The sequence below is a fragment of the Actinomadura monticuli genome, assembly GCF_041463655.1.
GTDB classification, from domain to species: Bacteria; Actinomycetota; Actinomycetes; order Streptosporangiales; family Streptosporangiaceae; genus Spirillospora; species Spirillospora monticuli.
The window spans coordinates 77,919-101,839 of record NZ_JAXCEI010000015.1 but is presented as its reverse complement, the minus strand read 5'-3'; the positions used below and the strand labels follow the sequence as shown (position 1 = coordinate 101,839).

The 23,921-nt window shown below is 72.9% G+C and carries 24 protein-coding genes; 3 read left to right on the top strand and 21 right to left on the bottom strand.

The window, feature by feature from the left end; all coding sequences use genetic code 11:
- Positions 1-75: 75 nt before the first annotated feature.
- The 5 genes from SM611_RS29075 to gnd all read right to left on the bottom strand — a co-directional run bounded on the left by SM611_RS29075 (position 76) and on the right by gnd (position 6,543).
- Positions 76-918 carry an LLM class flavin-dependent oxidoreductase gene (locus tag SM611_RS29075; protein WP_371953488.1) on the bottom strand — a complete coding sequence of 281 codons (843 nt, stop codon included), beginning with the start codon at positions 916-918 and terminating at the stop codon, positions 76-78.
- Positions 919-1,015: 97 nt separating this feature from the next.
- Positions 1,016-1,870: a carbon-nitrogen hydrolase family protein gene (locus SM611_RS29070; RefSeq protein WP_371953487.1), complete on the bottom strand. Its 855-nt coding sequence runs from the start codon at positions 1,868-1,870 to the stop codon at positions 1,016-1,018.
- A 10-nt stretch (positions 1,871-1,880) separates the two neighbouring features.
- Positions 1,881-4,388: a DEAD/DEAH box helicase gene (locus SM611_RS29065; protein WP_371953486.1), complete on the bottom strand. Its 2,508-nt coding sequence runs from the start codon at positions 4,386-4,388 to the stop codon at positions 1,881-1,883.
- 72 nt (positions 4,389-4,460) lie between these two features.
- Positions 4,461-5,057: an HD domain-containing protein gene (locus SM611_RS29060; protein ID WP_371953485.1), complete on the bottom strand. Its 597-nt coding sequence runs from the start codon at positions 5,055-5,057 to the stop codon at positions 4,461-4,463.
- A gap of 61 nt (positions 5,058-5,118) precedes the next feature.
- Positions 5,119-6,543 carry an NADP-dependent phosphogluconate dehydrogenase gene (gnd, locus tag SM611_RS29055; RefSeq protein WP_371953484.1) on the bottom strand — a complete coding sequence of 475 codons (1,425 nt, stop codon included), beginning with the start codon at positions 6,541-6,543 and terminating at the stop codon, positions 5,119-5,121.
- Between the two features lie 168 nt (positions 6,544-6,711).
- Here gnd and SM611_RS29050 point away from each other — a divergent pair, with 168 nt between their 5' ends.
- Together SM611_RS29050 and SM611_RS29045 are read left to right on the top strand one after the other, a co-directional pair.
- Entirely contained in the window at positions 6,712-7,461 is a 750-nt protein-coding gene (locus SM611_RS29050) for an HAD family hydrolase (RefSeq protein WP_371953561.1), read from the top strand.
- Positions 7,458-9,860: a glycoside hydrolase family 65 protein gene (locus SM611_RS29045; protein WP_371953483.1), complete on the top strand. Its 2,403-nt coding sequence runs from the start codon at positions 7,458-7,460 to the stop codon at positions 9,858-9,860. Before SM611_RS29050 ends, SM611_RS29045 begins: the two co-directional genes overlap by 4 nt.
- Before the next feature lie 7 nt (positions 9,861-9,867).
- On the opposite strand, the gene soxR is transcribed toward SM611_RS29045, so the two are convergent.
- From soxR to SM611_RS29010, 7 genes are all read right to left on the bottom strand, one after another.
- Positions 9,868-10,449 (bottom strand): redox-sensitive transcriptional activator SoxR, encoded by a 582-nt coding sequence (gene soxR / locus SM611_RS29040; protein WP_371953482.1) that lies wholly within the window; start codon positions 10,447-10,449, stop codon positions 9,868-9,870.
- Between the two features lie 58 nt (positions 10,450-10,507).
- Positions 10,508-11,083, bottom strand: coding sequence for an HdeD family acid-resistance protein (locus SM611_RS29035; RefSeq protein ID WP_371953481.1), 576 nt, complete (start codon positions 11,081-11,083; stop codon positions 10,508-10,510).
- A 144-nt stretch (positions 11,084-11,227) separates the two neighbouring features.
- On the bottom strand, positions 11,228-13,045 hold the full coding sequence (locus SM611_RS29030; RefSeq protein ID WP_371953480.1) for a phosphoenolpyruvate carboxykinase (GTP): 1,818 nt from the start codon (positions 13,043-13,045) through the stop codon (positions 11,228-11,230).
- A gap of 176 nt (positions 13,046-13,221) precedes the next feature.
- On the bottom strand, positions 13,222-14,292 hold the full coding sequence (locus SM611_RS29025; protein ID WP_371953479.1) for an ABC transporter ATP-binding protein: 1,071 nt from the start codon (positions 14,290-14,292) through the stop codon (positions 13,222-13,224).
- The gene (locus tag SM611_RS29020; RefSeq protein ID WP_371953478.1) at positions 14,289-15,101 is read right to left on the bottom strand and encodes an ABC transporter permease; all 813 of its coding nucleotides are present in this window, start codon (positions 15,099-15,101) and stop codon (positions 14,289-14,291) included. The genes SM611_RS29025 and SM611_RS29020 overlap by 4 nt, the downstream gene beginning before the upstream one ends.
- Positions 15,098-15,880, bottom strand: coding sequence for a molybdate ABC transporter substrate-binding protein (gene modA, locus SM611_RS29015; protein ID WP_371953477.1), 783 nt, complete (start codon positions 15,878-15,880; stop codon positions 15,098-15,100). Before modA ends, SM611_RS29020 begins: the two co-directional genes overlap by 4 nt.
- Complete coding sequence (locus tag SM611_RS29010) at positions 15,877-16,290, bottom strand: TOBE domain-containing protein (RefSeq protein WP_371953476.1); 414 nt, start codon at positions 16,288-16,290, stop codon at positions 15,877-15,879. The genes modA and SM611_RS29010 overlap by 4 nt, the downstream gene beginning before the upstream one ends.
- A gap of 258 nt (positions 16,291-16,548) precedes the next feature.
- Here SM611_RS29010 and SM611_RS29005 point away from each other — a divergent pair, with 258 nt between their 5' ends.
- Complete coding sequence (locus tag SM611_RS29005) at positions 16,549-17,145, top strand: hypothetical protein (RefSeq protein WP_371953475.1); 597 nt, start codon at positions 16,549-16,551, stop codon at positions 17,143-17,145.
- Positions 17,146-17,155: 10 nt separating this feature from the next.
- On the opposite strand, the gene SM611_RS29000 is transcribed toward SM611_RS29005, so the two are convergent.
- The 9 genes from SM611_RS29000 to SM611_RS28960 form a co-directional block, all read right to left on the bottom strand.
- Positions 17,156-17,362: a hypothetical protein gene (locus SM611_RS29000; protein ID WP_371953474.1), complete on the bottom strand. Its 207-nt coding sequence runs from the start codon at positions 17,360-17,362 to the stop codon at positions 17,156-17,158.
- A gap of 178 nt (positions 17,363-17,540) precedes the next feature.
- A complete protein-coding gene (der, locus tag SM611_RS28995; RefSeq protein WP_371953473.1) occupies positions 17,541-18,926 on the bottom strand; it encodes a ribosome biogenesis GTPase Der in 1,386 nt (461 codons plus the stop codon).
- A gap of 3 nt (positions 18,927-18,929) precedes the next feature.
- A complete protein-coding gene (gene cmk / locus SM611_RS28990; protein ID WP_371953472.1) occupies positions 18,930-19,592 on the bottom strand; it encodes a (d)CMP kinase in 663 nt (220 codons plus the stop codon).
- Between the two features lie 216 nt (positions 19,593-19,808).
- A complete protein-coding gene (locus tag SM611_RS28985; protein WP_371953471.1) occupies positions 19,809-20,900 on the bottom strand; it encodes a prephenate dehydrogenase in 1,092 nt (363 codons plus the stop codon).
- Positions 20,901-20,982: 82 nt separating this feature from the next.
- Positions 20,983-21,345, bottom strand: coding sequence for a chorismate mutase (gene aroH / locus SM611_RS28980; protein WP_371953470.1), 363 nt, complete (start codon positions 21,343-21,345; stop codon positions 20,983-20,985).
- A 38-nt stretch (positions 21,346-21,383) separates the two neighbouring features.
- The gene (locus SM611_RS28975; RefSeq protein WP_371953469.1) at positions 21,384-22,115 is read right to left on the bottom strand and encodes a pseudouridine synthase; all 732 of its coding nucleotides are present in this window, start codon (positions 22,113-22,115) and stop codon (positions 21,384-21,386) included.
- A gap of 7 nt (positions 22,116-22,122) precedes the next feature.
- Positions 22,123-22,695, bottom strand: coding sequence for an SMC-Scp complex subunit ScpB (gene scpB / locus SM611_RS28970; RefSeq protein WP_371953468.1), 573 nt, complete (start codon positions 22,693-22,695; stop codon positions 22,123-22,125).
- Entirely contained in the window at positions 22,688-23,584 is an 897-nt protein-coding gene (locus SM611_RS28965) for a segregation and condensation protein A (RefSeq protein WP_371953560.1), read from the bottom strand. Before SM611_RS28965 ends, scpB begins: the two co-directional genes overlap by 8 nt.
- A gap of 76 nt (positions 23,585-23,660) precedes the next feature.
- Entirely contained in the window at positions 23,661-23,921 is a 261-nt protein-coding gene (locus SM611_RS28960; protein WP_371953467.1) for a hypothetical protein, read from the bottom strand.

Here is a 23,921-nt window from a genome sequence, read left to right as displayed (position 1 = left end):
CTGGCACGCAGAATCGCCGGGACCGTTGCCGGGTTGATACACGGACGGCGTGTCCCGGGTCGCCGTGATCCCCGGTCACCGGCCGGCGAGCAGCTCCACCACGGGCGCGAACTCCTCGACGAAGGCGGACGAGACCGACACGTACGACACGCCCAGCTCGTCGCGCCGCCGGGCGAGGGCGTCCGCCATCTCGCGCGCCGTCCCCGACAGCTTCGCGATCGCGTCGGAGGCCGCCATGGCGGCCGGGTCCACGCCCATCTGGCCGCTCAGCCACGCGGGCACCTCGTCGCCGACGACGTGCACCTGGGTGCAGAGCTCCAGGTCGTCGAACCGCTCCCCCGCCGCATCCCGGACGAGGTCGACGTACCCGGCGAGTTCCGCGTCGCCGGTCAGCGGCGGGACGCCGAACGCGACCGTGTCGGCCCGCCGCGCGGCCAGCTCCAGCATCCGGGGACGGGACGCTGCCACGACGACGCGCGGCGAGCGGCCCGTCCCCGCGAACAGCCCCTCAGGCGGCCGCGCGACCGCGTCGAGCACCCGCTCGACCCGGGCGATCCGCTCGGCGGGCGCGCCGTAGGGGACGCCGAAGAGGGCGGCGTCGTCCTCGCCGCCGGGGCGGCCGGCGCCGATGCCGAGTTCGAAGCGGTCGCCGGTGGCGAAGGCCATCGACGCGGCCTCCCAGGCGATCATGTGCGCGGGCCGGGTCGCCGCGGACAGCACGAACGTGCCGACCCGCAGCGTCGTGGTCGCGCCCGCCGCCGCGGCGAGGGACGCCGCCGGCATGGCCGTCCCGGACGTGTCGGGCGTCAGCAGCGTCGCGTACCCGAGGTCCTCCGCCCGGCGCGCCTGCGCCGCCCAGTGCGCGCCGTCCCGCGCCCAGGCCGCCATCACTCCGAACCGGAACAGCCGATCCGCCATCGCCGTGCCTCCCCGTGAGCGCCGTCGTCCCCACCAGTTTGAGTGGGTGCTCACTCAAAGGTCAAGGCGAACGGTCGAACACCGGAGCCGGCGCGGGTCACCCGGCCTGGGCGATGGTGAACCGGCGCAGGCCGAGCGCCGGATTCGTCTTCCGGACGGCGGCGACCCGCGCGGGCGAGATCTCGCCGGACACGACGCCCGACCCGTCCCCCAAACCGGCGACGACGACGCCCATCGGGTCGACGAGCATGCTGTTCCCGGCGCCCATCGGCGCGCACTGCCCGGCGGCCGCCACGTAGATCGTGTTCTCGATCGCGCGGGCCCGGACCAGCGTCCGCCAGTGGTCCTCCTTCAGCGGGCCCGGCACCCAGGCGGCGGGCAGCACCAGGACGTCGGCGCCCGCGTCCACGATCCGCCGCGTCACCTCCGGGAAGCGGACGTCGTAGCAGGTCTGCATGCCGAACGTGACCCCGTCGACGGTGAACGTCTCCGGGGCGCCGATCTCGCCGGGCCGCACCAGCGCCGACTCCTTGTACCCGAACGCGTCGTACAGGTGGAGCTTGCGGTACTCGGCGACGATGTCGCCGCCGGGGCCGAGGGCGACGAGCGTGTTGGAGATGCGGGCCGTCGAGCGGGGCTCGTCCGTCGCGTGGTGGCGGGCGGGGGCCGGCGGACCGTCGGGGTCGTCCAGCCGCTCGTTCACCCCCGCGACCAGATGCACGCCGTACCGCCCCGCCAGCGCGCCGAGCCCGCCCGCGAACGGGCCGTCCAGCGGCTCGGCGGAGTCGACGAACCGGCCGTCCAGCTTCGGGGCGGTGAACATCGCGAACTCGGGGAACACCACGACCCGCGCGCCGCGCCCGGCCGCCTCCCCGGTGAGCTCTCCGATCGCCGCCAGGTTCTCGTCCTTGTCGAGGCCGGGCGCGAACTGCGCCACCGCGACCTGCACCATGGGTTGCCTCCTACATCCGGTCGACGCCGGTCACCCGGATCACGGCCTCGCCCTCCTGGTCGGAGCCCGCGAGGTCGACCTCGGCGCTGACGCCCCAGTCGTGATGGCCCTCCGGGTCGTCGAACACCTGCCGGACCCGCCACAGCGCGTCCTCCGGGACCTCCTCGATCCGCAGCAGCTTCGGCCCGCGCGCGTCGGCCCCGGTGAGCAGCTCGTCGTGCTCGGCGAAGTAGCCGTCCATCGCGTCCGCCCACGCGTCGGCGCCGAAGTCCGGGTCGAGCTCGCCGAGGTCGCCGTACCGCTCCAGCGCGGCCAGCTCCACCCGCCGGAACATCGCGTTGCGGACCAGCACCCGGAACGCCCGCGTGTTCGCGGTCACCTTCGTGACCCGGTCCTCGATCGGCTCGTCCACGTCCTCGTCGGCCGGGTTCGCGAGCTGCTCCCACTCGTCCAGCAGACTGGAGTCGACCTGCCGGACCAGCTCGCCCAGCCACTCGATCAGGTCGATCAGGTCATCGGTCTTGATCGACTCGGGGACGGTCTGCTGCAGCGCCTTGTACGCCCCCGACAGGTACCGCAGGACGAGGCCCTCCGTTCGCGCCAACTCGTAGTACGCGATGTACTCGGTGAACGTCATCGCCCGCTCGTACATGTCGCGCACGACCGACTTCGGCGCCAGCGGATGGTCGCCGACCCACGGGTGCCCGGCCCGGTAGATCTCGTACGCGGCGCCGAGCTCCTCCTCGAGGGGCTTCGGATGGTCGACCTCCTGGAGCAGCTCCATCCGCTCCTCGTACTCGATGCCCTCGGCCTTCATCTCCTGGACGGCCTCGCCCCGCGCCTTGTTGACCTGCGCCGCGAGGATCTGCCGCGGGTCGTCCAGCGTCGCCTCGATCACCGACAGGACGTCCAGCGCGTACGACGGCGACGCCGGGTCGAGCACCTCGAACGCCGCCAGCGCGAACGTCGACAGCGCCTGGTTGAGCGCGAAGTCCTCCTGGAGGTCGACGGTGATGCGCGCGTACCGGCCGGCGTCGTCGGGCTCGGGCAGCACCTCCACGACGCCGCCGGCGAGCAGCGACCGGTAGATCGCGATCGCCCGCGAGATGTGCCGCCGCCGCGCCGCGGGCTCCTCGTGGTTGTCGGTCAGCAGCCGCTTCATCGCCTGGAACGCGTTGCCCGGCCGCGCGATCACCGACAGCAGCATCGCGTGGCTGACCTGGAACCGGGACCGGAGCATCTCCGGCTCGGCCTCCTGGAGCTTCGCGAAGACGTCCTCGTCCCAGCCGACGAACCCCTCGGGCGGCTTCTTGCGCTGCACCTTCCGCCGCTTCTTCGGGTCGTCCCCGGCCTTGGCGAGGGCCTTCTCGTTCTCCACCACGTGCTCGGGGGCCTGCGCCACCACGAAGCCGACCGTGTCGAACCCGGCGCGGCCCGCCCGTCCGGCGATCTGGTGGAACTCCCGCGCCCTCAGCCGCCGCACCCGGTGCCCGTCGTACTTGCTCAGCGCGGTGAAGACGACGGTCCGGATGGGGACGTTCACGCCCACGCCCAGCGTGTCCGTCCCGCAGATGACCTTGAGCAGCCCGGCCTGCGCGAGCCGCTCCACCAGCCGCCGGTACTTCGGCAGCATCCCCGCGTGGTGCACCCCGATCCCGTGCCGCACGAAGCGCGACAGGTTCCGGCCGAACTTCGTGGTGAAGCGGAAGTTGCCGATCAGCTCCGCGATCCGGGCCTTCTCCGCCTTGGTGCACACGTTGACGCTCATCAGCGACTGCGCCCGCTCGATCGCCGCGGCCTGGGTGAAGTGCACCAGGTAGATCGGCGCCTTCTGCTCGGCCAGCAGCTCCTCGATCGTCTCGTGCAGCGGCGTCAGCCGGTAGTCGTAGATCAGCGGGACGGGCCGCTCCGCCGACGTGACCAGCGCCGTCGGCCGTCCCGTCCGCCGGGTCAGGTCCTTCTGGAAGAACGCGACGTCCCCCAGCGTGGCCGACATCAGCAGGAACTGGGCCTGCGGCAGCTCCAGCAGCGGAATCTGCCACGCCCACCCCCGCTCGGGCTCGGCGTAGAAGTGGAACTCGTCCATGACGACGACGCCGATGTCGGCGTCGGCGCCGTCCCGCAACGCGATGTTGGCGAGCACCTCCGCGGTGCAGCAGATGATCGGCGCGTCCGCGTTCACGCTCGCGTCGCCGGTCATCATCCCGACGTTCTCGCGCCCGAACATCTCGCACAGGTCGAAGAACTTCTCCGACACCAGCGCCTTGATCGGCGCGGTGTAGAACCCGACCTGCTCCTTCCCGAGGCCCGCGAACAGGGCCCCGGCCGCCACCAGGCTCTTGCCCGACCCGGTCGGCGTCGAGAGGATCACGTTCGCGCCCGACACCACCTCGATGAGCGCCTCCTCCTGCGCCGGATACAGCGTGATCCCGCGCCCCGACACCCACCGCTCGAACGCCTCGAACAACGAATCGGCGTCGGCGTCATTTCCCGAGGGAAGCTCATCGATAAGGCTCACCCCTCCATCCTGCCCCCGCCCGCCCACTGCCCGCGTCATCGCCGGCACGGCCGACACGGCCGCGCCCCGGTGTCACACGAGGGAGTGCCCGTACCGTTCCGCCAGCGGCCTGAGGTCGGGTTCCCCGAAGACCTCGCGCATCGCCGCGAAGACCGCTCCCTTCCCCGCCCCGAAACGCCGCACGTGAACGGCATACGTCTCCGCGGACACGAACGTCGGCGGATTGGTCTTGCTGTGGAACTTGTCCGCGTACATGACGAGCCGCTCCTCGCCGCTCTCGGCCACGTAGTCCCCCGGAGGCACGGGAAGCCCCTGCCGCTCGATGTCGTCCCTCGTCAGCCCCATCCCGGTATGGCGGGAGCAGAACCGGCAGATCTCCTCGGGAAACCCCTCGCCCGCGAGCAGCTCGTGCCCGAGGACCCCGTGCCGGACGTACCGCGAGTGGTCGAGGCGCCCGGCCGGCCCGTACAGCCGGTAGACCCCGACGTCGTGCAGCAGGCACCCGGCCCGCACGAGGCCGGCGTCGACGCCGGCGCCGGTGACGGCCATGATCTGCTCGGCGATCTCACAGACGATCCGGCAGTGCGTCCAGACGAGCTCGAACGCCTCCCGCCCCGGCGCCCACCGCTCGTGCAACGCCCGAATCTCGCCGTCCTCCGGAATCCGCACCCGCCAACCCTACGGCCGTCGCGGCGACCGCCCGCGTGATCGCGGACCCCGGGGGCGGCGCTCAGGCGGTCACCTCGGTCCGGTCTCCGCCCCACAGGGTGTGGTAGGAGCCTTCGCGGTCGGTCCGGCGGTAGGTGTGGGCGCCGAAGAAGTCGCGCTGGCCCTGGGTGAGCGCGGCCGGCAGGCGGTCGGCGCGCAGGGAGTCGTAGTAGGCCAGGGCCGTGGCGAAGCCGGGCGCGGGGATGCCGAGGCGGGCGGCGGTGGCGACGACGTCGCGCCAGGCGCCCTGGGCGTCGCCGACGGCCTCGGCGAAGTGGTCGTCGGTCAGCAGCGTCGGCGTCTGCGGGTCGGCCTCGTAGGCGGCGCGGATGCGGTCCAGGAAGCGGGCGCGGATGATGCAGCCGCCGCGCCAGATCGTGGCCATCGCGCCGAGGTCGATGTTCCAGCCGTACTCGGCGCTGCCCGCCTGGATCTCGTGGAAGCCCTGCGCATAGGCGACGATCTTGGACGCGTAGAGGGCCTTCTCGACCGCGTCGGCGAAGCCCGGGCCGGCGGCGGCGGCGCGGGAGGGGCCGGGCAGGTTCCGGGCGGCCTCGCGGAGGGCGGCGTGGCCGGAGACGGACCGGGCGAAGACGGCCTCGGCGATGCCGCCGACCGGGACGCCCAGGTCGAGCGCGGTCTGGACGGTCCAGCGGCCGGTGCCCTTCTGCTCGGCCTGATCGAGGACGACGTCCACGAAGGGCCCGCCGGTGGCGGCGTCGGTGTGCGCGAGGACCTCGGCCGTGATCTCGATCAGGTACGACTCCAGCCGGCCGGTGTTCCAGGTGCGGAAGACCTCGGCGATCTCTGCGGGCGCGAGGCCGGCGGCGTGCCGGAGCAGGTCGTAGGACTCGGCGATCAGCTGCATGTCGGCGTACTCGATGCCGTTGTGCACCATCTTCACGAAGTGCCCGGCGCCGTCGGGGCCGACGTGGGTGCAGCAGGGCGTCCCGTCCACCTTGGCGGAGATGTCCTCCAGGAGCGGCCCCAGGGCCTCGTAGGACTCGGCGGAGCCGCCGGGCATGATGCTCGGGCCGTGCAGGGCCCCCTCCTCGCCGCCGGAGACGCCGGTGCCGACGAAGTGGATGCCGCGTTCGCGGAGGGCGGACTCGCGGCGGCGGGTGTCGGCGAAGTTGGCGTTGCCGCCGTCCACGATCATGTCGCCGGGCTCCAGCAGCGGGGCGAACTCGTCGATGACCGCGTCGGTCGGGCCGCCCGCCTTCACCATGACCACCAGCCGGCGGGGGCGCTCCAGGGACTCGACGAACCGCTCCGGCGTCTCGGCCGGCAGGAACGTCCCCTCGTCGCCGAACTCCTCCACCAGCGCCTTGGTCCGGCTGGGCGTCCGGTTGTGGACGGCGACGGGATGCCCGTGCCGGGCGAGGTTGCGGGCCAGGTTCCGGCCCATCACCGCCAGCCCGGTGACGCCGATTCGCGCCTTCTGCATTGGCTCACTCCTCCTCGTGTGCGACCCTGACCAAGGGGTGGTACGCGGAGCGTGATCCGCTCGTTCGAGCGCCCGGGCGGTGTGCCCGCGCCCGATCCGGGGGACGGCTCGCGGCGGTACCGATCATGGTTGGCCTTCACTTCGATGGTGACACTCCAGGGGGTGCGGATGCTGGGACTGCCGGACGAGGCGGCGGCGTGTCTCTTCGATCTCGACGGCGTGCTGACCCGGACGGCGTCCGTCCACGCCGCGGCGTGGAAGGAGATGTTCGACGGCTACCTGCGGGAACGTTCCCGGCGTACGGGGGAGCCGTTCGCCGAGTTCGACCCCGTGACCGACTACGGCCGCTACGTGGACGGCAAGAGGCGCGAGGACGGCACGCGCTCGTTCCTGGAGTCGCGCGGCATCACCCTCCCCGAGGGAGAACCGGGCGATCCGCCCGAGAAGGAGACGATCCGGGGGCTCGGCAACCGGAAGAACGCGCAGGTGCTGCGGCTCATCGAGGAGAAGGGCGTAGAGACGTTCGACGGCTCGATCGACTACGTCCGCAGGGCGCGCGCGGCGGGGCTGCGGACGGCGGTGGTGTCGTCCAGCGCGAACACCGTCCAGGTGCTGCGGACGGTGGGCATCACCGACCTGTTCGACGCGCGGGTGGACGGCGTCGTCGCGGCCGACCGGCACCTGCCCGGCAAGCCGGCGCCGGACATGTTCCTGGAGGGCGCGCGGGAGCTGGGCGTCCCGGCGGCGAAGGCGGTGGTGTTCGAGGACGCGCTCGCCGGCGTCCAGGCGGGGCGGGCCGGCGGGTTCGCGTACGTGGTGGGCGTCAACCGGGTGGGCGACGCGCACGCCAAGGCGCTCGCCGAGCACGGCGCGGACGTGGTGGTCGACGATCTGTCCGAGCTGCTGGAGGGCGCGTGAAGGAGCGGGAGGGCCAGGCCGCCGACCGGGCGGTGTTCACGGTCGAGCCGTGGTGCGTGCGCGAGCCCGAGCTCCGGCTGGACCGGCTGGCCCAGAGCGAGTCGGTGTTCGCGCTGTCCAACGGGCATCTCGGCATGCGCGCCAACCTCGACGAGGGGGAGCCGCACGGGCTGCCGGGCACGTATCTGAACTCGTTCTACGAGCAGCGCCCGCTGCCGCACGCCGAGACCGCCTACGGCTACCCCGAGTCGGGGCAGACGGTCATCAACGTCACCAACGGCAAGGTGATCCGGCTGCTGGTGGACGACGAGCCGCTCGACGTGCGCTACGGCCGCGTCCACCACCACGAGCGGGTGCTGGACATGCAGGCCGGCACGCTGACCCGGCAGGTCGAGTGGACGTCCCCCGCCGACAAGACGATCAAGGTGACGTCGGTGCGGATGGTGTCGCTGACGCAGCGGGCGATCGCGGCGATCTGCTACGAGGTCGAACCGGTGGGCGATGCGGTCCGGCTGGTCGCGCAGTCGGAGCTGGTGGCCAACGAGGCGCTGCCCGGGGGCGGCAAGGACCCGCGCGCCTCCGCGATCCTGGACAGCCCGCTCGTCAGCGAGGAGCACTTCGCCAACGGCACCAAGGTCCTGCTGCTGCACCGGACGCGGCACAGCGGCCTGCGGATGGGCGCCGGGATGTCGCACGACATCGAGGGCCCCGAGTCGATGCGGGTGGAGACCGAGAGCGCCCCGGACGTGGGCCGGCTGACGGTCGCGACGCGGCTGGAGCCGGGGCAGAAGCTCCGCATCGTCAAGTACATCGCGTACGGGTGGTCGAGCCGGCGGTCCCGGCCGGCGCTGCACGACCAGGTGGTCGGGGCGCTGGCGGGGGCGCGGCAGACCGGCTGGGACGGCCTGCTCGCCGAGCAGCGCGCCTACCTCGACGACTTCTGGAAGGGCGCGGACGTCGAGGTCGAGGGCGACGCCGAGATCCAGCAGGCCGTCCGGTTCGGGTTGTTCCACATCCTGCAGGCGGGCGCGCGCGCGGAGCGGCGCATGATCCCCGCCAAGGGGCTGACGGGTCCCGGCTACGACGGGCACACGTTCTGGGACACCGAGACGTTCGTCCTGCCGGTGCTGACCTACACGTCCCCGAGCGCGGCGGCGGACGCGCTCGCCTGGCGGCACATGACGCTGCCGCTGGCCTGCGAGCGCGCCCGGCAGCTCGGCCTGCACGGCGCCACGTTCCCCTGGCGGACGATCCGCGGCCAGGAGTGCTCTGGCTACTGGCCCGCCGGAACCGCGGCGTTCCACATCAACGCCGACATCTCGGACGCCATCGTCCGCTATCTCGACGCGACGCGGGACGAGCAGTTCGAGCGGGAGATCGGCCTCGACATCCTGGTGCAGACGGCGCGGCTGTGGCGGAGCCTCGGCCACCACGACGTCGGCGGCGTGTTCCGCATCGACGGCGTCACCGGGCCGGACGAGTACAGCGCGATCGTGGACAACAACGTCTACACGAACCTCATGGCGCGCCGGAACCTGCAGGAGGCCGCCGAGATGGCGATGCGCCATCCGGACGTGGCCGACCGGCTCGGGGTGAACGCCGAGGAGGCGGCGTCCTGGCGGGACGCGGCGGCGGCCATGCTGATCCCCTACGACGACCGGCTCGGCGTGCACCCGCAGAGCGAGAGCTTCACCAACCACGCCCGCTGGGACTTCGCGGCCACCAAGCCCGACCACTACCCCCTGCTGCTGAACTTCCCCTACTTCGACCTCTACCGCAAGCAGGTCGTCAAGCAGGCGGACCTCGTCCTCGCCCTGCACCTGTGCGGCGAATCGTTCACCGACGAGCAGAAGGAGCGCGACTTCGCCTACTACGAGGGGCTCACCGTCCGCGACTCCTCGCTCTCGGCGCAGACGCAGGCGGTCGTCGCGGCCGAGGTCGGCCAGCTGGAGCTGGCGCACGACTACCTCGGCGAGACCGCGCTGATGGACCTGCGCGACCTCAACCGCAACACCCGCGACGGGCTGCACATCGCCTCGATGGCGGGGGCGTGGAGCGGGCTCGTCGCCGGGTTCGGCGGGATGCGGGCCTGCAGCGGGGAGCTGCGGTTCGCGCCGCGGCTGCCGGGCGGGATCAGCCGGCTGACGTTCCGGATGCGCTACCGGGACAACCTCATCAAGGTCGGGGTCACCGCGGAGGCGGCCCGCTACGAGCTGCTGGACGGCCCGGGCCTCCCGATGCTGCACCACGGCGAGAGGTTCACGCTCGGCGACGAGGCCGTGGAGCTGCCGATCGAGCAGATCCCGGCGCGCCCCGCGCTGACGCAACCCGCCGGACGCGAGCCGGCGCCGCGCCGCTTCGACCCGCACGCCCGCGACCCGCGCGGACGCCGCCGCTGACGGCGGGTCAGTCCGCCGGGGCGCAGACGTCCGCGCATTCCGGGGGGACGGGGCCGCCCGCGCGCCGCCTCCTCCCGGACGGGGCGCCGGACGGGGAGCCGGACGGGGAGCCGGACGGGGCGCCGGACGGGGCGTGCTCGACGAGGAGCCTGCGCGGCCCGGGGCCCTCGTCGCCGAGCCGGTCGTAGGGGTTGGCCAGGGCGCACTTGTTGATCGACAGGCAGCCGCAGCCGATGCAGTCGGTGAGGTCGTCGCGCAGCCGCTCGAGCTGCCGGATGCGCTCGTCGAGGTCGCTGCGCCACGTCTCGGACAGGCGCGCCCAGTCCGCGACCGTGGGGGTGCGCTCCTCGGGGAGGGTGGCGAGGGCGTCGCGGATGTCGCTGAGGGGGATCCCGACGCGCTGCGACACCTTGATGAAGGAGACCCGGCGGAGCGTGTCGCGGCTGAACCTGCGCTGGTTGCCGGCCGTCCGCCGGCTGCTGATCAGCCCTTTGGACTCGTAGAAGTGCAGCGCCGAGACGGCCACGCCGCTCCGCTCGGCGAGCTGCCCGACGGTCAGTTCGTGCACCCGGTGCTCAAGCCGCGTCATGACCCGCATCCTATGCGACCTCAACCGGACTTGAGGTTCTTCGGGGCGCCCGGGACGGTCAGTAGCGCGCGGCCGGGCTCGTCCGGCCGTGCCGCTGGGCCTGCCGGCCGAGCCGGCGGAGCCGGAACGCGGCGCCGAGCATGGCGGCGCCGCTCAGGATCGCGAGCAGCCCGATCAGCCAGACGATCGCGATCGCGCCGGACACCGGCCAGGCGAACAGCAGGATCCCGAACAGCAGCGAGATCGCGCCGGTCAGGATGTACGCCCACTCGCCGCGCAGCTCCCGGTGCATCGCGACGGCGACGACGATCTCCAGCACCCCGACCGCGACCGCCCACGCGGCGATGAGCATCAGCAGGACGAACGCGGTGATGCCCGGCCACACCAGGGCCGCGATGCCGAGCGCGATGCCCGCGAAGCCGACGAGCAGGAGCAGGGCGCGCGACCCGCCGGTCGCCCCGCGGAACGCGTGCGCCACCGCGATCACGCCGTCCGCCAGGGCGTACGCGCCGAACAGCAGGACGAGCGCCCACACGGTGATGCCGGGCCACGCCCACGCGACGATGCCGAACAGGATCGCGAACGCGCCGCGCAGCGCGAGCACCCACCAGTGGCGGGTCATCAGGTCGAACATCCGGACCCTCCCAGGAAGGGGACTTCTTCCCTTGTGCCCCCATATGCCACGGGAAAGGCCAAGGCCGGTCGCGGACTCGGCAAAGTCCGCGACCGGCCCATGGATCACGCCTGAGTCGGCCGCCGCCCGATCAGTGCTCCCCGATCAGTGCTCCAGGCGGCGCACCAGGTCGCTGTACTCGTCCCACAGCGGCTTCGGCAGGTGGTCGCCGAACTTCTCGAAGAACTCCGGCACGAGCGCGGCCTCCTGCTTCCACACCTCGGTGTCGACCGTCAGGAGCGTCTCCAGGTCGGCGTCGTCGATGGTGAGGCCGTCGGTGTCGAGCGCCTCCCGCGTCGGCAGGTGGCCGATCGGGGACTTGGCGGCGTCGGCCTTGCCGTTGAGCCGCTCGACGATCCACTTCAGGACGCGGCTGTTCTCGCCGAAGCCCGGCCAGATGAACTTGCCGTCGGCGTTCTTGCGGAACCAGTTGACGTAGTAGATCCGGGGCAGCTTCTCCGGGTCGGTGGCCTTGCCGATGTCGAGCCAGTGGCCGAAGTAGTCGCCCATGTTGTAGCCGCAGAACGGCAGCATCGCGAACGGGTCGCGGCGCAGCTCGCCGACGGCGCCCTCGGCGGCGGCGGTCTTCTCGGACGCGATGTTGGCGCCGAGGAACACGCCCTGCTGCCAGTCGAAGGCCTCGGTGACCAGCGGGACGGCGGAGGCGCGCCGGCCGCCGAACAGGATCGCCGAGATCGGGACGCCCTTCGGGTCCTCCCACTCGTCGGCGATGATCGGGCACTGCCCGGCCGGCGTGGTGAAGCGGGCGTTCGGGTGGGCGGCCGGGGTCTGCGACTCCGGCGTCCAGTCGTTGCCCTTCCAGTCGGTGAGGTGCGCGGGCGGCTCGTCGGTGAGGCCCTCCCACCACACGTCGCCGTCGTCGGTGAGCGCGACGTTGGTGAAGATGCTGTTGCCCCACAGCGTCTTCACGGCGTTGGCGTTGGTGCTCTCGCCGGTGCCGGGCGCGACGCCGAAGAAGCCCGCCTCCGGGTTGATCGCGTAGAGGCGGCCGTCGTCGCCGAACCGCATCCAGGCGATGTCGTCGCCGATGGTCTCGACCTTCCAGCCCGGGATGGTGGGCTCCAGCATGGCGAGGTTGGTCTTGCCGCACGCGGACGGGAACGCCGCGGCGACGTAGCGGGTCTCACCGGTCGGCGGCGTCAGCTTCAGGATGAGCATGTGCTCGGCCATCCAGCCCTCGTCGCGCGCCATCGTGGAGGCGATCCGCAGCGCGTAGCACTTCTTGCCCAGCAGGGCGTTGCCGCCGTAGCCGGATCCGTACGACCAGATCTCCCGGGTCTCGGGGAAGTGGGTGATGTACTTGGTGGAGTTGCAGGGCCACTTGGCGTCCGCCTGGCCGGCCTCCAGCGGCGCGCCGACGGAGTGGACGGCCTTGACGAACGAGCCGCGCTCCTCGATGAGCCGCAGCGCGCCCGCGCCCATCCGCGTCATGATCTTCATGGACACGGCGACGTAGGCGGAGTCGGTGATCTCGACGCCCAGCTGGGAGATGTTGCCGCCGAGCGGGCCCATGCTGAACGGCACCACGTACATGGTGCGGCCCTTCATGCAGCCGTCGAAGAGACCGTCCAGGGTCTCCTTCATCTCGGCGGGAGCCACCCAGTTGTTGGTGGGACCGGCGTCCTCCTCCTTCTGGGAGCAGATGAACGTGCGGTCCTCGACGCGAGCGACGTCGGTGGGGTCGGACGCGGCGTGGAAGCTGTTCGGCCGTTTGGCCGGGTCGAGCCGCGTGAACGTGCCCTGCTCGACGAGGAGACCGGTCAGCCGCTCCCACTCCTCGTCCGAGCCGTCGCACCACTCGACGCGGTCCGGCTTGGTCAGCTCGGCGATCCCGCGTACCCACTCAATCAGTTCGGTGTGGCCGGTTGGGGCCTGGTCGAGGCCGGGGACCTGGATGGACACGGGCAACTCCTTCAGCTGTTCGCAGGATGTTTGCATGATGAACAACACCCGACGTTTTTGCCATTTGGTCTGGACCAATCCCGTCCGTATTTGAGGCTCTATGCCCGCTTTGTGATTGTTCTCACTCGCGGCCGGGCGTGACGGGCGCCACCTTGACCGCCGCCGGTCCGGGCCCCTCAAGCTGGGTAAACGTGCGTCTCGGTGGCCTTGACGGCCGCCCAGACGGCGACCCCCTCCGACAATTGGAGCTCCGCCACGGCCGCCGGAGTCACGTCCGCGACGGCGTCGAAAGGCGGCCCCGACAACTGCACCCGGACCCGGTCCCCCTGCCGTTCGACCGCCGCCACGCGGGCCCGCCAGAGGTTGCGGGGGCTGCCGTCGGGACGGGACCGGTACAGCGCCACCGAGGACGGCGCGAAGGCTATGAACACCTCACCTTCGGGTGAGTCCACCGTGTCGAGCGTCCCGCCGCCGTCGCCGATCACGACGGTCCCGCCCTCGGCCCGTCCCCGGTACAGGTTGAGCCCGACGAGCCGTGCCACGTAGCCGGTGCGGGGGCGGCGGGCGACGTCCGCGGGCGTCCCCTCCTGGACGAGTCGCCCGCCCTCGATCACGACGATGCGGTCGGCCAGCACCATCGCGTCCAGCGGGTCGTGGGTGACGAGCACGGCCGCCCCCGCGAACCCGGCGAGGTGGCGACGCAGCGCGGCCCGGATCTCCAGCCGCGTGTGCGCATCGAGGGCGGCGAGCGGCTCGTCCAGCAGGAGCAGGCCCGGATCGACGGCCAGCGCGCGGGCGAGGGCGACGCGCTGCGCCTGCCCGCCCGACAGCGCGCGCGGCCGGGCGGACGCGTACTCCGCCAGCCCCACCCGGTCCAGCCACCCGGCGGCGGCGCGGCGGGCGGCGCGGCGGCCCGCGCCCCGGCAGCGCGGCCCGAACGCGACGTTCTCCAGCGCGCTGAGGTGCGGGAAGAGCAGGTAGTCCTGGAAGACCATGCCGATGCGGCGGCGGTCGGGCGGCAGCGGGCGCAGATCCTCGCCGTCCACCCGGACGTGCCCGCCCGCCATCGGGACGAGCCCGGCCAGCGCCCGCAGCGCGGTGCTCTTGCCGGCGCCGTTCGGGCCGAGCAGCGCGACGACCTCGCCCGGCGCGGCGGTCAGCGCGAGGTCGAGGTCGAACGCGGCGCGCCGCACGACGAGGCGGGCGTCCAGCCCCTCGCTCCCCGGCCTCCGGTCCGCACCGCTCATGCCGGGCTGCTCACCCAGCGATCGCGCAGGGCGGCGAGGACGATCACCGACACGGTGAGCAGGACGAGGCTGAGGACGATCGCGGCCTGCGGGTCGGTCTCCAGCGCCAGGTAGACGGCGAGGGGCATCGTCTGCGTCCGGCCCGGGAAGTTGCCCGCGAACGTGATCGTCGCGCCGAACTCGCCCAGCGCCCGCGCCCAGCACAGCACGGCGCCCGCCGCGACGCCGGGCGCGACGAGCGGCAGCGTGACCCGGTGGAAGATCGTCCAGCGGCCGGCGCCGAGGGTGGCGGCCGCCTCCTCGTAACGCAGGTCGGCGGCGCGCAGCGCGCCCTCGACGCTGATCACCAGGAACGGCATCGCGACGAACGTCTCGGCCAGCACCACGCCGGCCGTGGTGAACGGGAACGTGATCCCGAACGCGGCGTCCAGCCGGCCGCCCACCAGCCCGCGCCGGCCGAGCACGAGCAGCAGCGCGACGCCGCCGACGACTGGGGGCAGCACCAGCGGCACCGTCACCAGCGCCCGGACGAGCCGGACGCCGGGGAACCGGACCCGGGCCAGCGTCCACGCCAGCGGCACCCCGAACAGCACGCACAGGCAGGTGGCGAGGGTGGCGCTGAGCAGCGACAGCCGCAGCGCGTCCAGGACGTGCGGCTGCGCGAGCCGGGTGCCGAGCGTCGACCACGGCGCCCGGACGAGCAGCCCGGCCAGCGGCAGCACGAGGAACCCGAGGCCGATCAGCGCGGGCAGCAGGAGGACCCACGGCGGCCTGCCCGGCAGCCGGTCGGCCCGCCCCGCCGGCCTCACGGCGCCTCGAAGCCCGCCCGGGCCAGCGCCGCCCTGCCCCGCTCCCCCAGCACGAGCCCGATGAACTCACCGGCGAGCGCGCCGTTCGGCGCCTTGGCGACCTCGACGATCGGGTAGTCGTTGACGGCCTTCGCGGCCTCCGGGAACTCGATGCCCGTGACCTTGCCCGCCGCGGCCTTCGCGTCGGTCCGGTAGACGAGCCCGGCGTCGGCCTCCCCCAGGCCGACCTTGGTGAGGACGGCCTTGACGTCCTGCTCCCGCGACGCGGGCCCGACCTCGACCCCGGCCGCGCCGAGCGCGGTCTTCGCGGCGGCTCCGCAGGGCACCTGCACGGCGCACAGGACGACCTTCAGCCCCGGCCGGGACAGGTCGCCCACCTTCGCCACCTTTCCGGGGTTGTCCTTGGGGACGGCGATGACCAGGCGGTTCCTGGTGAACACCCGCGGGCTCCCGGACGCGTCCCCGGCGTCGGTCACGGTCTTCATCGTGGCCGGGCTCGCGGCGGCGAACACGTCCGCCGGGGCGCCCTGGGTGATCTGCTGCGCGAGCGTCGAACTGCCGCCGAAGTTGAACCTGACCTTCACGCCGGGGTGCGAGCCCTCGAACGTCTCGCCGAGCGCGGTGAACGCCTCGGTCAGCGAGGCCGCCGCGAACACGGTCAGCGTCCCGCCGCCGTCGCCCGTCCCGGACGAGCCGCCGTCGACGTCCCCGCAGCCGGCCAGGGCCGTGAGGAGCAGAGCCGTGAGGGGCCCGGCGGCCACCGCGGCGCGCTTGATCATGATGCTCCCGGTTCCGCCACCTCGACCACGACGTTCGTCGACTTCACGACCGCCTCGGCGACCACGCCGACCTGGAGGCCGAGGTCGTCGGCGGCCTCCCGGCTCATCAGCGACACGACCCGGAACGGGCCCGCCTGGATCTCCACCTGCGCCATCACGCCGTCCCGGACGACGTCGGTCACGATGCCGCGCAGCCGGTTGCGCGCCGAGGAGAACCGCTCGGACTGGTCGGGCGGCGCGGCGCCGCGCGCCTGGTCGCGCACGAACGCGGCCAGCTCGGCGCCCGGGACGCGCCGGTGCCCGTGCTCGTCGCGGGACGCCGGGAGCCGCCCGCCGTCCACCCAGCGGCGGACGGTGTCCGCGCTGACGCCGAGCAGCGCCGCCGCCTCGCTGATCCTGAACGTCGTCACACGGCAAGCCTAGCCAACCGCAGATACGAGGGGAAGACCGTCATTCATCCCGAGATTGCCGCACATATACCGGCATCACATTCGCAGATGCGGTCAGCGTCCGTCGAGCAGCGCCTCGGCGATCTGTCACTTTCCACGGAAATGCTCCATTTTTGGTTATGTGTGGGCCTTCTGGCCGCGTAGACCGCCCCGTGCCGGGTAAACGGTGCTTCAAAACGAAATCACGCCCGGTCAGGAGGACTGATCATGACTGGGACCATGCGAGCACCACGCACCCGGGGCGTCCTCAGCGGAGTCCTGCTGGTCCTGCTGGGTCTGTGGGGCGGCCTGCTGCCCTTCGCCGGCCCCTACTTCGGCTTCGGCTTCGCGCCGGACGACACCTGGGTCTACAACATCGACCGGCTGGAACTGAGCATCGCTCCCGCCGCCGCGACCGTGCTGGGCGGGCTCATCCTGCTGTTCAGCGCCAACCGCGCGTTCGCGATGTTCGGCGGCTGGCTGGCAGCACTGGGCGGCGCCTGGTTCGCCGTCGGCCCGCTCGTCGCCAGGCTGTGGGACGTCCAGGGCATCGGCGCCCCGCTCGGCGCCGGCGAGGGCAAGGTTCTCGCCGAGCAGATGTCCGGATTCACCGGCCTCGGCGTCGTCATCGTGTTCCTCGCCGCGTTCGCGCTCGGCCGCTTCGCGGTCATCGGCGCACGCGAGCGGTCCTGGGCGGACGAGCCCGGACCGGCCGGCGGGGCCACCGCCACGCAGCCGATCGTGCACGGGCGCTACGCGCGGGAGAACCAGCCCGGGCAGGCGCCACCGAGGCACGGCGACCAGCACGTGGCGGGCGACCCCCGCTACGACCGCTGACCGGCGGTTGTCAGCGGCGGTCGCGGCTGCGCATGTTGCGGACCGACTTGGTCGTCTCGTAGCTGGAGCGCTCGTCGTCGGTCCGGACGTCGTCGCGGTCGGTGAACATGGCGACGAAGGCGATCAGCAGGCCGACGCCGCCTATCCACGGCTCCCGCCAGGCGAAGCTGAGGGCCACGCAGCCGACAGCAACCGAGATCAGCAGCAAGAGCTTCACGTCGCACCCCTCGACCGCGCCCTGGTGTCCGGCAGACCTGGTCTCCCGGACGACAACCGGTGTCCGTCACGAAATCCCCGAGTAATGGAAGACTTACTCGTGGATCGTTGGATGCATCCTGACATGCCGCGACCCGCCCGGGAAAGATCCCGGGCGGGTCGCATGCCGAATATTTCCGCTACTTCTTGCCCTTGCCGCGCTTCTCGCGGATCTTCATCGCGATGTCCAGCGGCGTCCCGGCGAAGCCGAACTCCTCGCGCAGCCGCCGCTCGATGAACCGCCGGTAGCCCTCCTCCAGGAACCCGGAGGTGAACAGCACGAACCGCGGCGGGCGCACCCCCGCCTGCGTCGCGAACAACACCCGCGGCTGCTTGCCGCCCCGCACCGGGTGCGGGTGGGAGTTCACCAGGTCGGCGAAGAACTGGTTCAGCTTGGACGTCGGGACGCGCGTGCCCCAGCCCTCCAGGGCCGTCTCGATGCCCGGCACCAGCTTCTCCATGTGCCGACCGGTCTTCGCGGAGATGTTCACCCGCGGCGCCCAGCGCGCGTTGTGCAGCTGCCGGTCGATCTCGCGCTCCAGGTAGTGGCGGCGCTCCTCGTCCAGCAGGTCCCACTTGTTGTAGGCGATCACCAGCGAGCGGCCCGAGTCGATCACCATCGAGATGATCCGCAGGTCCTGCTCGGCGAGCGGCTGGTCGGCGTCCACCAGCACCACCGCGACCTCGGCGCGCTCCAGCGCCGACTGCGTGCGCAGCGTCGCGTAGAAGTCGGCGCCCTGGTTCTCGCGGTGCCGCCGCCGGATCCCGGCCGTGTCGATGAACCGCCACGTCTTGCCGCCGAGCTCGATCAGCTCGTCGACCGGATCGCGGGTCGTCCCCGCCACCGAGTCGACGACCGCGCGCCTCTCCCCCGCCAGCTGGTTCAGCAGGCTCGACTTGCCGACGTTCGGACGGCCCAGCAGCGCCACCCGGCGCGGCCCGCCCTCCAGGTCGAACGTCTCCGCCGGCGGCTCCTCGGGCAGCGCGTCCAGCACCGCGTCGAGCAGGTCGCCGCTGCCGCGCCCGTGCAGCGCGCTGACCGGGTGCGGCTCGCCGATGCCGAGCGACCACAGCAGCGCCGCGTCGGACTCGGCCCCCACGTCGTCGACCTTGTTGGCCACCAGCACCACCGGCTTGCCGGACCGGCGCAGGATCTCCACCACGGCCTCGTCCACGTCGGTGGCGCCCACGGTCGCGTCGACCACGAACATCACCACGTCCGCCAGGTCGACCGCCAGCCGGGCCTGCTCGGCGATCGCCGCGGCCAGGCCGGACGAGTCGGGCAGCCAGCCGCCGGTGTCGACGACCGTGAACCGGCGCCCGCTCCACGCCGCGTCGTAGGCGACCCGGTCGCGGGTCACGCCAGGGACGTCCTCCACGACCGCCTCGCGGCGGCCGAGGATCCGGTTGACGAGGGTGGACTTGCCGACGTTCGGCCGCCCGACCACCGCCACGACCGGCGCCGGCCCCGCGTCCTCGGCGACGTCCGTGACGGCGTCCACCGTTTCGATGTCGTAATCGCTCACAGCTCACTCATGCTCTTTGGCGAGGCGGACGACCGCCTCGATGACCTCGGCGAGCCCCAGCTCGGACGAGTCGATCTCGTGCGCGCCGGCCGCCTTCGTCAGCGGCGACGCCTTACGGGTGGAGTCGAGCCGGTCCCGCCGGGCCTGCTCGGCCTGCGTGACCGTCACCGACGCGCCGGGGTCGGCCGCGAGGTCCTTCGCGCGGCGCGCGGCGCGCACCTCCTCGCTGGCCGTCAGATACACCTTCACCGCCGCGTCCGGCGCGACGACCGTGCCGATGTCGCGGCCCTCCACCACGATCCCGCCGGCACCGATGATCTCCCGCTGGAGCTCGACGAGCCGGGCCCGGACCGCCGGGACGGCGCTGACCGCGCTGACCGCGTTCGTCACCGTGCGCTCGCGGATCGGGCCGGACACGTCCGTCCCGTCCACCGTGATCGTCGGCGCGTCCGGGTCGGTGCCGCAGGCGATCTCCGGGTCGAGCGCGCGGGCCGCCACGGCGACGCCGTCCTCGACCGGGACGCCGTTCTCCAGCATCCACCACGTCATGGCCCGGTACATGGCGCCGGTGTCGAGATACCGCAGCCCCAGCGCGCGGGCGACGCCCTTGGACGCGCTGGACTTGCCCGAACCGGAGGGTCCGTCCATGGCGATGACGAGCGGCACGATCGCTCCCTCTCTTCTTCGTCGGAGCACCCGCCGACCCGGTCGGCGGGCGGAACGGGCGGCGTTCGACGCCGCCCCGCGCAGGCGTCCCCCCGGACAGGCCCCGGCGAACCAGGCTACCGGTCCCCCACCGCGGACGCGTCATTCTGGGGCACGCCCCCGGAGACCGGCCGGCCGCCGCCCTCCGTTCCGACGGCGCTCCGCTCCGGGCGCCGGTCAGCCGGGGACGGACCAGCCGCGGGCGCGCAGCTCCGCCGCGAGCCGCTCGGCGGCCTCGGGGACCACCGACAGCTCCAGCACGCCGAGCGGACGGCCCGGGGAGTGCTCGATCGTCACGTCCTCGATGTTGACGCCCGCGATCCCCGCCGCCTGGAAGATCATCGCCAGCTCGCCGGGACGGTCCGGGATGACCACCTGGACGGTCGCGTACGCCGGCTGGTCGCCGCCGTGCTTGCCGGGGATGCGGGACCGGCCCGCGTTCCCGCGCAGCAGCAGGTCGGCGACGTGCGCCGCGGCCTCCTCGCTGCCGTCGCGCAGCAGCGACGCGGCCACCGCGAGATCAGTGGCGACGGCCTCCAGCACGTCCGCGACGGGCGCGGAGTTCGCCGACAGGATGCCGATCCACAGCCGCGGGTCGCTCGCCGCGATGCGGGTCACGTCCCGGACGCCCTGCCCCGACAGGCCCAGCGCCACGTCGTCCGCGCCGGTCAGCCGGGCCGCGACGGCGGCCGACACCACGTGCGGGCCGTGCGAGACCAGCGCGACCGCCCGGTCGTGCTCGGCGGCGTCCACCTGGACCGGCATCCCGCCGCACGCCTTCACCAGCCCCGTGACGACCCCGACCGTCTCCGGCGTCGCCTCGGGAGTCGCGCACAGCGCCCACGGGCGGCCCAGGAACAGGTCGGCGCGGGCGGCGCCCGGACCCGACCGCTCGCTCCCGGCGAGCGGATGCCCCGCCACGAACGTCGTCAGGTCGCAGCCCAGCTCGGCCGCCTGCGCCAGCGGCAGCGCCTTCACGCTCGCCACATCGGTGTACGCGGCGGCGAGGCCGCGCTTCTGCGCGTCCAGCAGCGTCACCGCCACGGCCGCCGGCGGCACCGCCAGCACCGCCAGGTCGGCGGGCTCCTCCCGCGCCCCGTCCGGCAGCGCCGCGCCGGCGCCCAGCTCCACCGCCAGGGCCAGCGCCGCCGCGTCCCGGTCGGTCAGCAGCACCTCGGCGCCGCGCTCCCGCATCGCCAGGGCGATCGACGTGCCGATCAGCCCCGTCCCGACGACGACGATGCGCCGCGCCACCACGTCCTCACTCACGCCGGTCACCCTACTGCGCCCCGCCCACTGCCCCGCCCAGGCGCCACCGCGCCCCGCCGACCGCCCCCGCCCCGCTCGGGCGCTACTGCGCGATGTCCAGCCGGAGCGCCGTCGCGCCGCGGAGGTAGACGTGCTGGACGTCCGCACGCGGGCGGGCCGTCTCGATGTGCGCCATCAGCCGGATCACCCGCGGCAGCGAGCCCGGGACGCCGATCTCCGTCGCGCACAGCAGCGGCACCTCGTGGAAGCCGAGCTTGCGGGCGGCGAGCGCGGGGAACTCCGCCGTCAGGTCCGGCGTCACCGTGAAGATGACGCTGATCACGTCGTCGGTGCTCAGCTCGTTGCGGGACATCACCTCGGAGACGAGCTCCGTCGTCGCCTCCAGGATCTGGTCCCGGTCGTCGGCGTCGATCTGCGTCGCCCCGCGGACCGCGCGTACCGCCATGCCGTCTCCCCTCCTCGTGCCCGGTGCCCCCGCGGGCCCTACAGCCCCACGGCCGCGTACAGTTCGCCGATCTCCCGCACGGTCAGCGCCCGCATCCCGCCCGGCTTCAGCGACCCCAGCTTGATCGGCCCGAACTCTACGCGGGCGAGCTGCTGGACCGGGAACCCGACCTCCTTCAGCAGCCGCCGGACGATGTGCTTGCGCCCCTCGTGCAGGGTGATCTCCACCAGCACGCGGCGGCCCACCTGGTCGAAGACGCGGAACTTGTCGGCCTTGGCCGGCCCGTCGTCCAGCGTCACCCCGGCCTTCAGCCGCTTGCCGAGGTCGCGCGGGATCGGGCCGTGGATCTCCGCCAGGTACGTCTTGTAGACCCCGTAGGACGGATGGGTGAGCCGGTGCGACAGCTCCCCGTCGTTCGTCAGCAGGATCAGGCCCTCGGTGTCGGTGTCGAGCCGGCCGACGTGGAACAGCCGCTCCGGCACCTCCACGTAGTCGGCGAGGGACTTGCGGCCCCGCTCGTCCGACATCGTGGACACCACGCCGCGCGGCTTGTTGATCGCGTAGTACCGCATCTCCGAACGGGTCTCGACGCGCTTGCCGTCCACGTGGATGACGGCGCTCTCCGGGTCGACGCGCTCGCCGAACCGGAACACCTTCTTGCCGTCCACGGTGACGCGGCCCTCGCCGATCAGTTCCTCGCAGTGGCGGCGGCTGCCGATCCCGGCCTCCGCCAGCACCTTCTGCAGCCGCACGCCCTCGTTCTCGCTCACGGAAACTTCAACCATCCACTATGTCGTCAGGCAGGTCATCGGGCAGGTAGGGGGCGAGCTCGGGCAGCTCGTCGAGGTCGCGCAGCCCGAGGCGCTCCAGGAAGTACCCGGTCGTGCGGTACAGGTGCGCCTGCGACTCCGGGTCCTGCCCGGCGTCCTCGATCAGGCCGCGCAGCGTCAGCGTCCGCATGACGCCGTCGCTGTTGACGCCCCGGATCGCCGACACGCGGGCGCGGCTCACCGGCTGCCGGTAGGCGACCACGGCGAGCGTCTCCAGCGCCGCCTGCGTCAGCCGCGCCTGCTGCCCGTCGGTGACGAACCGCTCCACGACCGGGGCGCACACGTCCCGGGTGTAGAACCGCCAGCCGCCGGCGACCTCCCTGAGATCGAACCCGCGGCCCTGCTCGGTGTATTCCGCGGCCAGCTCGCGCAGCGCGCCGGCGACCTCGTCGCGGGGACGCTCCAGCAGCTGCGCGAGCGTCATCACGGTGACCGGCTCGTCCACCACCAGCAGGATCGCCTCGATCGAGGCGCGCAGCCCCGGAAGCTCCGGCGCGTCCGCGCCGGGTTCCTCAGTCATCGTCCTCCCCGTCCTTCGTCTGCGCCTCGTCCTTCTTGGGCGCGCCCTCGTAGTCGTCGCCGACCTCGACGTCCCCGTCGTCGGTGCCGGTCCACGTCACGTGCAGCTCGCCGAGGGGCTCGTCCTGCTCGAACGTGACCGCCTGCTCCCGGTACAGCTCCAGCAGCGCCAGGAACCGCGCGACGACCTCGTAGGTGCCCTCCGCGTCGGCCGCGAGGACGCGGAACGTCGTCCGGCGCAGCCTGCGGAGCATCTCCACGACGATCGCGGCCTGCTCCTTGACGCTGGCCTTCGGCTGGTACATGTGCTCGACCGACACCGCGGGCGGCGCCTTCGGCGTGAGCGCCCGCGCGGCGAGCCGGGCGAACTCGTCCGGGCCGAGGCCGAGCAGCACCTCCGGCAGCAGGTTCGCGAACCGCGGCTCCATCGGCACGAGGCGCGGGAATCGTCGGCTCGCATCGGCGATCCGGCCGGCGATCACCTGCGCGACCTCCTTGTAGGCGCGGTACTGCAGCAGCCGGGCGAACAGCAGGTCGCGGGCCTCCAGCAGCGCCAGGTCGTCCTCGTCGTCGACCTCGCCGGACGGCAGCAGCCGGGCGGCCTTCAGGTCCAGCAGGGTCGCGGCGACGAGCAGGAAGTGGCTGGCCTGGTCGAGGTCCCAGTCCCGGCCGTAGGAGCGGATGTGCGCGATGAAGTCGTCGGTGACCTTGTGCAGCGACACCTCGGTGATGTCGAGCTTGTGCTTGGAGATCAGGCCGAGCAGCAGGTCGAACGGGCCGTCGAAGTTGTCCAGGTGGACGCGGAAGCCCTGTTCCCGCTCACCCTCCTGCCCTGCCTCCTGCGCACCCTCCCGCTCGGGCTCCGGCGACGTCTCGTCCACGTCGCTCACGGTAGCGGAGGAGTCCTGCCGCGCTGTGCTCACCGGCCACATCGTCCCATGCCCGGCGCGCCGCTCGCGCCGGGCGCTACCGCCCGGTCAGCCTGCGGACGAGGCCCTCCGCTCCCGCGCGGGTGCCGGGCCCGTCGCCGGCGGGGCCGGTGATCTCCAGCTTGCCGCCCGGGATGGCGGACATCACCTGGGCGGGCTCCGCGATGAGCGTCCCGCCGAGGAGCATGCCCAGCCGGCCGCCCGGCGACCGCTGCGCGTACGCCTGCGCCGCCTTGCCGGTCAGCGCGCCGAACGCGGACGCGTCCGCCGAGGTCAGCGTTATCGTTGGGCGCGGCAC